Origin of the sequence: Streptomyces sp. NPDC018833, assembly GCF_044390825.1 — a bacterium.
Taxonomy (GTDB): Bacteria; Actinomycetota; Actinomycetes; order Streptomycetales; family Streptomycetaceae; genus Streptomyces.
This window is the reverse complement of the sequence record NZ_JBIRZM010000010.1, coordinates 145,403-154,413: the sequence shown is the minus strand read 5'-3', so window position 1 is coordinate 154,413 and position 9,011 is coordinate 145,403. Positions and strand designations below refer to the sequence as shown.

The window sequence follows — 9,011 nt, the reverse complement described above, 5'->3', positions numbered from 1 at the left end:
GGGGTGGCGCTTCCTGCCCCTTTTGTGGCCCCCCCCCCCCCCCCCCCCCCCGGGGCCCCCCCCCCCCCCCCCGCGGCCCCCCCCCGGGGGGGGGCCCCCCCCGGCGGGGGGCCCCCCCCACGGGGGTTCACCCGCGGACACGGGGTACCCGGCCGGGGTCCGCGCCGTGTGCCGCGACGTGGCCGGGACGGGCGACGGACGTCGACGGAGGAGGACATGCCCGAGCTGCCGGATGTCGAAGGGTTCCGAGAGGTGCTGCGTTCCTGCGGCACCGGTCGACGTATCACGGGGATCGACGTCCGCGACGCCGGTGTGCTGCGCGGAGTGACCGTGCGGCGGCTGCACAGGGAACTGGTGGGGCGGCGACTCGGCGAGCCCCGGCGGCACGGCAAGTGGCTCGTGGCGCCCACCGACGGGCCCACCGTCGTGTGGCACTTCGGGATGACGGGGCTGCTCCTGTGCGCCTCGCCCGACGACGCCGTGGCGGAGCACGACCGGCTCGTGCTCGTCCTCGACGACGACCGCCGGCTGCACTACCGCGATCAGCGCAAGCTCCAGGGCGTCCACCTCGCCGGGAGCGACGAGGCCGTCGGCCACATCCTCGGCGATCTGGGCCCGGACGCGCTCGGTCTGTCCCGGGACACCTTCCTGGAGCGCGTCGCAGGCCGACGGGGCGCCGTCAAGAACGTGCTGATGGACCAGTCGGTGCTCGCCGGCCTGGGCAACCTCCTCAGTGACGAGATCCTCTGGCGCGCCCGGGTGGCGCCCTCCCGGCCCGCGCGCGACCTGGACGAGGCCGAGCTGCGCCGGATCCACGCGGCGATGGGCCGGGTCCTGCGGTCGGCCGTACCGACCGCGCGCGTACCGCCCCGTCGGACCTGGCTCACCGGACACCGGGACGACCCCGACCCGCTGTGCCCGCGCTGCGGCGGGTCACTGCGCTCGGACCGCACCGGCGGCCGCCGCTCGATGTGGTGCCCCGACTGCCAGGACTGAGGGCCAGGGCACAGAGGCAGGGCGCAGAACACGGCACCGAGCAGGGTCGGCTACGGCTTCAGGAGGGTCTTGACCATGCCGTCGGCCTTCGCCTGGAACATCGCGTACGCCTCGGGGCCCTTCTCCAGCCGCATTATGTGGGTCGCGAAGCCCTCGACACCGAGCGGATCGGCGTCCGTCAGCACCGGAAGGATGTCGTCCACCCAGCGGTGGACATTGGCCTGGCCCATGCGGAGCTGGATCTGCTTGTCGAAGAGGGTGAGCATCGGCACGGGATCCGCCATGCCCCCGTAGACCCCGGCCAGCGAGATCGTGCCGCCGCGCCGCACCGCGTCGATGGCCGTGTAGAACGCCTGCAGCCGGTCCACCCCGACGTGCTCCATGACCCGGCGGGCCACCCGTCCGGGCAGCAGGCCCGTCGCCCACTGGCCCGCCTTGGCGACCGGTGCGCCGTGGGCCTCCATGCCCACGGCATCGATGACCGCGTCCGAGCCCCGGCCGTCGGTGAGCTCGCGGACCGCGTCGGCGACGTCGTCGTGCTCGCGCAGGTCGAGTGCCTTCACGCCCCGTTCCTCGGCCCGGTCGAGGCGCTCGGGGACGAGGTCGACACCGATGACGAGTCCGGCACCGCGGTGGAGCGCCACGCGGCACGCCATGTCGCCGATCGGCCCGAGGCCGAGGACGGTCAATGACCCGCCGGACGGGACGCCGGCGTACTCCACGGCCTGCCACGCGGTCGGCAGCACGTCCGACAGGTAGACGAAGCGCTCGTCGGGCGGTCCTTCGGGCACCTTGACCGGCAGCTTGTCGCCGAAGGGCACCCGCAGGTACTCGGCCTGCCCGCCGGGCACCTGCCCGTACAGCTTTGTGTAGCCGAACAGCGACGCGCCCGTGCCGCGGTCGCGCACCTGGGTCGTCTCGCACTGCGAGTGGAGTCCTTGGGCGCACATGAAGCACTCGCCGCACGAGACGTTGAACGGGACGACGACGCGGTCACCGGCCGAGAGGCTTCGCACCTCGGGGCCGGTCTCCTCGATGATGCCCATGGGCTCGTGGCCGAGGATGTCGCCCGGGTCGAGGTAGGGGCCGAGGATTTCGTACAGGTGCAGATCCGAACCGCAGATGCCGGTCGAGGTCACCCGGACGATGACATCCGTCGGCTCCTTGATGCGGGGATCGGGGACCGTCTCGATCCGGACGTCCCTCCGGCCCTGCCATGTCAGCGCGCGCATCGTGTCCTCCCACGTGATGTCGGTGGGCGGCCGGCGGCCGCCGTACGGGCGCAGCCGCGCACCCGAACACCACGAGCGAGTACCCGAATCGGGCGAGGTCATTACATACGGAATAAATCGGACTATTCCCGAACGGTGAAGTGTCGGAATTTTCCGTACGGGCACCTCCCTTTTTATTGCCCTAATGTCCGTTTAGAGGTGACTAGGGTGGCTCTTTGCTTTTTGTTCTCGCTTCCGTGATGTCGGTCACGCGACGCGGCCGCGGGGTCGGCGGCTGACTGCGCAGCTTCCTTGTGGGGAACGCGAGTTGAGTTCTCGACAGGAAATCAGGAAGGTCATTTACGTACTGTTTTTCCGCCTTGGCATTGCGGTTGTGAATTCATGGCTTGTTCCTTCCGGTCGCTCTCCCTTACGGTCACCGCAATCCGGATGGACCGCCGAGTCCTGCCGCCATCCGGAATCCGACCACACGCACTCGTTCGGCAGGAGCGGGGGACCCAGGTAAGCCGCCGATCCGGAATCCGGAACGGCTCGGGGTGAAGTCGCACCGACCATGCGACCGGGCATCTCCAGCCCGAACCCGACAGCTCACCTCGCAGGCGACGGAGAGGAATGCGTCATGCCTGCAAAGGGTAAGCACCGCCGTCACAAGTCCAGCCGGCTCACCCGCGGCCTCGTCGCCGCGGGCATGGGCGGTGCAGCGTTCGCCCTGCCGGTGATCGGCGCGACCACCGCCGGTGCCGCGCAACCGGCCCAGTCCGCGACCGCGAAGGCCGTCGTCACGGCATCCGCCGCGGCGAAGAAGGCCCCCACGACGTACACGGTCGTCGCGGGTGACTCGCTGGCGAAGATCGCCCAGGAGCACTCCCTCAGTGGCGGCTGGAAGAAGCTCTACAACGACAACCGCCGGAACATAGGCGCTGACCCGTCGCTGATCCGCCCCGGTCTGAAGCTCAGCATCGGCGCCAAGGCCAAGCCCTTGGACCGCGCCACCGACACCGCCCGCGCCGACCGCACCGCGGCCCGCACCGCCCCGGTGGCGAAGAAGGCCCCGGCCGCGAAGCCCGCCAAGGCCAAGACGTATTCCGACGATCTCGACGGCTGGATCAAGGAATCGCTCGACATCATGGCCAAGCACGGAATTCCCGGCACCTACGAGGGAATCCACCGGAACATCATGCGTGAGTCCTCCGGAAATCCGCTGGCGATCAACAACTGGGACATCAACGCGGTGAACGGTACGCCTTCCAAGGGTCTTCTCCAGGTGATCGACCCCACGTTCCGGGCCTACCACGTGCCCGGCACGTCGATGGACAGCTATGACCCGGTCGCGAACATCACCGCCGCGTGCAACTACGCCGCCGCCAGGTACGGCTCCATCGACAACGTGAACGGTCCGTACTGACCGTAGCCCCGTATTCGCGGCTTCGATTGCAGATGGAATCGCGCCGGGCTCCTGTTCTGACATCACGTCAGCGCGGCGTCCGGCGCGGCCGTGTGCCCGCCCGGTGCCGGAAGGCGGAAGGTAGGGGCATGCGACTGCTGCTGATCTCCGACACTCATGTGCCCCGCCGCGCCCGCCGGCTGCCCGACGAGGTGATGGCCCGTGTCCAGGAGGCCGATGTGGTCGTCCACGCCGGCGACTGGGTCGACACCGCGACCCTCGACCTGCTCGAGGCCCGTTCCGCCCGCCTCCTCGCCGTGTACGGCAACAACGACGGCGCCGAACTGCGCGCCCGGCTGCCGGAAGTGGCCCGGGCGGAGCTCAGCGGCCTCCGGTTCGGCGTCGTGCACGAGACCGGCCCGGCCCGCGGACGGGAACAGCGGTGCGCCGACCGCTTTCCCGACCTCGACGTGCTCGTCTTCGGCCACAGCCACATCCCGTGGGACACCACGGCCCCCGGCGGCCTGCGGCTCCTCAACCCCGGTTCCCCGACCGACCGCAGGCGCCAGCCCCACCACACGTACATGACCGCCCAGGTGGCGGACGGTGCGCTCACCGAGGTCCGGCTGCACCGCCTGTGAACGGAACCGGGTAGTTTTACGGTCAACCGATCCGAGGAGCCCGCCCGTGTCCGCCAGGCCCCGCCTCCTGTTCGTCACCGACCTCGCCTACCGGGCCAAGGGCCGACGGTACTGCGACGAGGACATCTTCCTGTCCTCCCGGCTGCGCCAGGACTTCACCCTCGCACTCGCCCACCCGGCGGACGCAGCCGCGCTGATGGACGACTTCGACGGTGTCGTGGTCCGCAACAGCGGTCCCGTACTGCACTACCAGGACGCGTACGACGCCTTCCGCGACCGGGCCGTGCAGCGCGGCACCCGGGTCTACAACCCGCTGAGCGCCCGCGGGGACATGGCCGGCAAGCAGTACCTGCTGGACCTCACCAGGGCCGGATACCCGGTCATCCCCACCGTCGACCGGCTCGACGACCTCGGGCTGCTGCCCGCCGCCGACGAGTACGCCGTCAAGCCCAAGACCGGCGCGGACTCCATAGGGCTACGCTTCGTGCGCCCCGGCATGCTCCCCGACCTCGCCCGCGGCGACGTCCTGATCCAGCCGCGCGTCGACTTCCGCTACGAGGTCTCCTTCTACTTCGTCGACGACACCTTCCAGTACGCCCTGCACGCCCCCGACCCCGCCCGCCGCTGGGACCTTGAGCCGTACGAGCCCACCGGGGACGACCTCGACTTCGCCCGGCGCTTCATCGCCTGGAACACGGTCGACCACGGGATCCAGCGCGTCGACGCCTGCCGTACCCGCGACGGCGCACTGCTGCTCGTCGAGTTGGAGGACCTCAACCCCTACCTGTCCCTGGACCTGGTCGGCGACACGACCCGGGAGGCGTTCGTCGCGGCCATGAAGTCCTCACTGCACCGCTTCCTCGCGACCCCGGCCACCCCCGCCCCGTAGGGACGCGCCCGAGCGCCGGCCACCCCCGCCCCGTAGGGACGCGCCCGAGCGCCGGGCACCCCCGCCCCGTAGGAACGGGCCCGAGCGCCCCCGGCCGCTCAGGGCCGGGTGCGAGATCGTCACCGACGCGGTGGTCCAGCACCTGCGACTGACGTTCCTGTCCGCGCTCGTCAGTCGCCCTCGCACGCCGTCGCCGAGTGCCCGATCAGCGAACCTCGTAGACATCGGGTTGCCGGTGAGAACCGCCTGACCGGAGCAGGCCGACGCCGGGTGACCGTGGGCTCGTTCACCCCCAGGAAGCCGCCGCCTACCTCACGGGCGTACTCACAGCCCGCGACCGCCACGAGCCAACCGACCAGCTCAACAGCCTTGTCGCCGACCTGGGACACCTGCCCCTCGCCCTGGCCGCGCTACATCATCGCCGCGGACCTGACCTGTGCCTCCTACCGAAGGCTGCTGGCCGACCTGTTGCCGCAACCCGGGACCCTCCCCGACGACCAGACCGCCACCCTGGCCGCCACCTGGTCACTGTCCATCGAACGAGCAACCGGATCCGCCTGGCGGGCCTGGCCGCCCCATGCTCCGGCTGGCAGCCCTGCTCGACAGCCCCCCGACGGTGGACCCCCGCCGAGGGCCGGGCGGGTGAGCGGCGCGTTCGGTGTTCGCCGTTGCGTCCGACGACGAAGTTCCCCGCCACCTGTCGGCCCCAGGCCGACCCACCCCCACGCCACGAGACACCCGCGAGCGCACCGGCATCAAGAGGCCACCGCCCTCCGTACCCACCTTTTTGTGGGTACTTGTCGACGCATGGAGGCAGAGGGGAACCTGGTCACACGGCGGCCGAAGGGACGCCGGATCCACGTGAGACGGGGGTGACCATGCGTCAGGAGGCCGACTGTGCCTGGGCGAGCTTCTCCAGACGACGGTGGCCCCAGTCGGAGACGGGCCCCAGGGCCTCCGAGAGCTCGCGGCCGAACGGGGTGAGGGAGTACACCGTCTTCAGCGGCAGCTCGTCATGCACCTCCCGGTGCACCAGTCCGTCCGTCTCCATCTCGCGGAGCGCCTGAGTCAGCACCTTCTCGCTGAGGCCCGGCAGCCGGCGTCGCAGCTCCCCGGGGCGCCACGGGCCGGATTCCAACAGCCACAGCAGAACGGTCTTCCACTTGCCGTCGATCACGGCAATCGCGGCGGTCACTCCGCAGACGTTCATGTCCCGGGTACGACTGCGCGTCATATGGGCCCCCTTCATTGCTTTCTTCCGGTATTTCTAAAGAGGTTGATAATCGTGTCTTCACGCACTGAACAGTCTGCCGTCACCGTGCTCGGTCTCGGGCCGATGGGCCGAGCCCTGGCCGGAGCGTTCCTGGACGCCGGCCTACGGACGACCGTCTGGAACCGGACGCCGAGCAGGGACCGCGACCTGGTCGAGCGAGGCGCGGTCGGCGTCCGATCCGCCGAGGAGGCGGTCGCCGCGAGCGGGCTGACCGTTGTCTGCGTGGTGAACTACGACGCTGTGGACGCCGTTCTGCGGCGCGAGGCGGTCACCGACGCGCTCAAGGACCGTACGGTGGTGAACCTGACCGCCGACACTCCGGCCCGGGCCCGCGACACGGCGGCCTGGGCAGCGGGGCACGGCATCCAGTACCTGGACGGCGCCATCATGACACCGACCACGACCATCGGAACGCCCGCCGCGGTCCTCGTCCACAGCGGCCCCGAGGAGCTCTACCGCGAGCACCTTCCCACCCTTGAGACACTGGGCGGCACCCACACCCATCTCGGCGAGGAGATCGGCCGGGCGGCGGCGTACGACATCGCGCTGCTGGACATCTTCTGGACCGCCATGGCGGGCTATGCCCACGCCCTGGCGGTGGCCTGGGCGGAGGGTGTCACCGCGCGGGAGCTGGCCCCGTTCGCCAAGGGCATAGGCGCGATCCTGCCGCCACTCTTCGAGCAACTCGCTGAGGGTGTGGCCGACGGCGATTTCTCCGGCGAGGGCAACCCGATCACCTCGGCGGCCTCGTCCATGGCCCACATCGTGCATACCTCCGAGGGGCATGGCATCGACGCGGGCGTGATGCGCGCGGCAGAGGGCATGGCCCGCCGCGTCATCGGCCTGGGCCACGGCACGGACGGGTTCATCCGCATCGCCGAGGTGCTGGGCCGCCGCTGAGGAGACGGCGGGCCGGGAGCCGCAGCCACGGCGGCAGCGCACCGACCCTGCCCAGGCACACCCGCGAGGACTGGGACGCCGTCGCCGCCGAACTCGACAGCCGCCCACGCAAGACGCTCGGCTGGGAAACCCAGCCACCGCCGGGGAGACCGTCGTACGCGGCCGCGGTTCCGGGCGGCTGCATGTCAGCTCCTCGGTGCGACGGGGAAAGCGTTTTCTGTCGCGCAGGACAGGACCGGCTGCCGGCCTGGTCAGGGCGACGGCCGTCCCGCGGCCCCCGTCCGTCCCACGGCCCCCGTCCGTCCCACGGCCCCCGTCCGTCCCACGGCCCCCGTCCGTCACCGCGTCAGCACACCGGGGAGCCAGGCCAGTTGGGCGGCCTCCTGGAACGGGCCGCCCCCCTCGTGGTCGTTGAAGTCGTAGACCTCGATGTGCTTCTCCTCGTGGGCGTAGGCGTTGAAGGCGGCGAACACCGTGGACGGCGGACACGTCTGGTCCTCCAGCGCCGCCGAGAAGAGGGCGGGAGTCCGGCCACGCGCCGCGAAGTGGACCCCGTCGAAGTACGCGAGCGTGCGCGCCGCCTGCTCGCTGCGGCCGCGGTGGGTGCGCAGGTAGTTGCCCACCTCCCGGTAGGGGTCGCGGTCGGTGAGCGTCGTGGCGCGCGGGAAGTCGCACAGGAACGGAACGTCCGGGGCGACGGCGGCGAGGTCCGGCATCAGGCCGCCCACGGCCAGCGCGATCCCGCCGCCCTGGCTCGCGCCGACGGCCGCCGTCCTGGCCGCGTCCGTCAGCGGATGCGTGCGCGCCGCCTCCACGGCGCGTACGGCGTCGGTGAACACCCGCCGGTAGTAGAACTCATGGGGATCACCGATGCCCCTGGTGAGGAAGCCGGGGTGGGCGGGGGCGCTGCCCACCGGATCCGCCGTGCTGCCGTGCGCCCAGCCGCTGCCCTGACCGCGGGTGTCCATGACGAAGTGCGCGAATCCCGCCGACGCCCACAGCAGATGAGTGTGCGGCAGTCCGCGCCCGCCGCCGTAACTGAGGAACTCAACGACCAGCGGCACCGGTTCGGATGTGCCGGCCGGCAGTACCAGCCACCCCTTCACCGGGTGGCCGCCGAAGCCGGCGAACGTCACGTCATGGACCTCCACGGAGGTCAGAGGGGTCTCGACGCGGTCGAAACGTGCGCTGAGATCATGGGCGCGGGCCTCTTTCAGCGTCTTCGTCCAGAACGTGTCGAAGTCCGCCGGCTCGGCGGAGGAGCTGCGATACCTGTGCAGCTCCTCCAGAGGGAGATCGAACAGGGCCATGGGAACCGCCTTCGGTACGGGAGCCGGGGCAGCAGATCAGCACGTCAAGCCATCGCTGACAAGACGGCGGCACGCACGCCGCGACCGCCGGTGCGCCGCGCGAACAGGGTCCCGTACGTGATCGACGAGGCAGGTGAGCGGCCGGCGCGTCGCTGAAGCAGGCCGTTCAGCGGGATGCACCAGCACTGCGCCGGATGGGTGGCGGTGCTCGACGGCCGAGGGCTCGTGGCGTCCCGAAGCTGCCCGGACACGGGTCCACACGGGCCGGACTGTCCGGAGCGCGGCACTCGCGCGGTCACCGTCCACGGCGCCCGACTTCCCGCTCAGGGGCCCTTGCCGAGGGTCCGCCACCCCTGCTATTCCTCTGGTTAGGAAAGTTTCCTTCC

General features: G+C 70.9%; 8 protein-coding genes and 1 riboswitch. Of the genes, 5 read left to right on the top strand and 3 right to left on the bottom strand.

Going from position 1 to position 9,011, the window contains the following annotated elements; genetic code table 11:
* Nucleotides 1–216 precede the first annotated feature (216 nt).
* Complete coding sequence (locus ACH5AF_RS21255; RefSeq protein WP_398903175.1) at nt 217–996, top strand: Fpg/Nei family DNA glycosylase; 780 nt, start codon at nt 217–219, stop codon at nt 994–996.
* Between the two features lie 50 nt (nt 997–1,046).
* Here the strand turns inward: ACH5AF_RS21255 and ACH5AF_RS21250 are convergent, their stop codons facing one another.
* The gene (locus ACH5AF_RS21250; protein WP_398903174.1) at nt 1,047–2,228 is read right to left on the bottom strand and encodes a zinc-dependent alcohol dehydrogenase; all 1,182 of its coding nucleotides are present in this window, start codon (nt 2,226–2,228) and stop codon (nt 1,047–1,049) included.
* Between the two features lie 460 nt (nt 2,229–2,688).
* Nucleotides 2,689–2,843: riboswitch (cyclic di-AMP (ydaO/yuaA leader) on the top strand.
* 4 nt (nt 2,844–2,847) lie between these two features.
* On the opposite strand from ACH5AF_RS21250, the gene ACH5AF_RS21245 reads away from it, so the two are divergent.
* From ACH5AF_RS21245 to ACH5AF_RS21235, 3 genes are all read left to right on the top strand, one after another.
* The gene (locus ACH5AF_RS21245; protein ID WP_398903173.1) at nt 2,848–3,633 is read left to right on the top strand and encodes a transglycosylase SLT domain-containing protein; all 786 of its coding nucleotides are present in this window, start codon (nt 2,848–2,850) and stop codon (nt 3,631–3,633) included.
* A gap of 128 nt (nt 3,634–3,761) precedes the next feature.
* Entirely contained in the window at nt 3,762–4,253 is a 492-nt protein-coding gene (locus ACH5AF_RS21240) for a metallophosphoesterase family protein (RefSeq protein WP_398903172.1), read from the top strand.
* A 46-nt stretch (nt 4,254–4,299) separates the two neighbouring features.
* The gene (locus ACH5AF_RS21235) at nt 4,300–5,142 is read left to right on the top strand and encodes a hypothetical protein (RefSeq protein ID WP_398903171.1); all 843 of its coding nucleotides are present in this window, start codon (nt 4,300–4,302) and stop codon (nt 5,140–5,142) included.
* Between the two features lie 883 nt (nt 5,143–6,025).
* Here the strand turns inward: ACH5AF_RS21235 and ACH5AF_RS21230 are convergent.
* A complete protein-coding gene (locus ACH5AF_RS21230; RefSeq protein WP_398903170.1) occupies nt 6,026–6,376 on the bottom strand; it encodes a winged helix-turn-helix transcriptional regulator in 351 nt (116 codons plus the stop codon).
* A 51-nt stretch (nt 6,377–6,427) separates the two neighbouring features.
* Here ACH5AF_RS21230 and ACH5AF_RS21225 point away from each other — a divergent pair, with 51 nt between their 5' ends.
* Nucleotides 6,428–7,315 (top strand): NAD(P)-dependent oxidoreductase, encoded by an 888-nt coding sequence (locus tag ACH5AF_RS21225; protein WP_398903169.1) that lies wholly within the window; start codon nt 6,428–6,430, stop codon nt 7,313–7,315.
* A 338-nt stretch (nt 7,316–7,653) separates the two neighbouring features.
* On the opposite strand, the gene ACH5AF_RS21220 is transcribed toward ACH5AF_RS21225, so the two are convergent.
* On the bottom strand, nt 7,654–8,625 hold the full coding sequence (locus ACH5AF_RS21220; RefSeq protein ID WP_398903168.1) for an acetylxylan esterase: 972 nt from the start codon (nt 8,623–8,625) through the stop codon (nt 7,654–7,656).
* Nucleotides 8,626–9,011: the final 386 nt, after the last annotated feature.

Excerpts from the sequence above, each read along its gene's own strand:
- ACH5AF_RS21255 (WP_398903175.1), top strand. The coding sequence starts at position 217 with ATGCCCGAGCTGCCGGATGTCGAAGGGTTCCGAGAGGTGCTGCGTTCC.
- ACH5AF_RS21250 (WP_398903174.1), bottom strand. The coding sequence starts at position 2,228 with ATGCGCGCGCTGACATGGCAGGGCCGGAGGGACGTCCGGATCGAGACG.
- ACH5AF_RS21245 (WP_398903173.1), top strand. The coding sequence starts at position 2,848 with ATGCCTGCAAAGGGTAAGCACCGCCGTCACAAGTCCAGCCGGCTCACC.
- ACH5AF_RS21240 (WP_398903172.1), top strand. The coding sequence starts at position 3,762 with ATGCGACTGCTGCTGATCTCCGACACTCATGTGCCCCGCCGCGCCCGC.
- ACH5AF_RS21230 (WP_398903170.1), bottom strand. The coding sequence starts at position 6,376 with ATGACGCGCAGTCGTACCCGGGACATGAACGTCTGCGGAGTGACCGCC.
- ACH5AF_RS21220 (WP_398903168.1), bottom strand. The coding sequence starts at position 8,625 with ATGGCCCTGTTCGATCTCCCTCTGGAGGAGCTGCACAGGTATCGCAGC.